Source organism: Paenibacillus sp. P4_E11 (genome assembly GCF_056401635.1).
In genome coordinates, this window is the sequence record NZ_JBFUIX010000531.1 from 1 (window position 1) to 1,135 (window position 1,135).

Consider the following 1,135-nt stretch of genomic DNA (forward strand, 5'->3'; position numbering starts at 1 on the left):
GTAGTACACCTATCTGACTCCTCAGCGATGTCTAATAGCTCAAACACCCGAGTCGCTCCTGCCATGGAAGACTGCAGGTTCGCCCAGAACCCTCCTAGGTTGCGAAATAGATTTTCTACATTGCCTAACAAAAGCACGAGAGAGAGTAAAGTCCCAAGTGTCGTATACCCGTTGATTAGCAATAACGTACCGAAGATGAATACTCCTCCATTGTTAATCCACAACAGGGTATAGTTGGTACTGTTCAGAAAAGAAAATTGGACGGTACGTGCAACGGAGAGTTGGGCTATCAAGTGATTCGTTTCTTTAAATCTCTGGCTCATTCGGTCAGTCATTTGAAAGATCCGGCTTACCTGCGTTCCTGCTATTAATTCCGTTAGACGCTCTACCTGATTACCTGCATTTTGTTGGATTTCCGTGCTAATCCTTCTTAACGGCTTCGCGAACCGAGTATTCACATAAGTAGATACACAACCCATCACAATCATGGCGGGGGCGAATCTCCAATCGAGATAAAACATGAGAGCCGCCGAATATACACCAGTCATGATCAGGGAAAGGATCGACCGGATATTTCCAGAATAAGCAGTTTCCATGACCCMCAAGTCATTCATAACTCTGGACATGCTGTCACCGCTATGTGTGTTCTCGTAGTAGGCGACTGGAAGCTTCTCCATATGGTGGAAGACGAGCAGCCGAAGATCAGTCATGATTAACTTGACCGTCTTCCCGAACCAATATTGCAAGACAGGCATCAGGCTGCAAAGAACAACGATGAGTAGAGTAAATTCGATACTAACCAACCAGATGGTGCTCATGCTCTTGTCAGTAACTGCATCCAGGACGAACTTCAGTAACATAGGCAACACGAGCGGGACTATCGAATCGATCAGACTGCATCCGAACAAGCTCAACAGGTAAGAGATTGTTCTAGGTTGGAGCAACTTGACCATTCTAACAACTTCAGAATTACGATTCCCCATAGGTTAGGCCCCTTCCCCCTCTAATAGCGTTAGGGTATCCGGATGCTGGATCAATTGTTTGTTATACAATCGTTTATAGGCACCGTCTTGATTCAGCAGCTGTTCATGTGTTCCGCTCTCTACAATGTGACCCTGTTCCAATACGATTATTT

General features: G+C 45.5%; 1 protein-coding gene. It reads right to left on the reverse strand.

Annotation, left to right across the window (positions count from 1 at the left end; genetic code table 11):
* Positions 1-983, reverse strand: a 983-nt coding sequence (locus AC1DWB_RS35775) for an ABC transporter transmembrane domain-containing protein (protein WP_477545810.1), incomplete at its 3' end; no start/stop codon positions are given.
* Positions 984-1,135 lie beyond the last annotated feature (152 nt).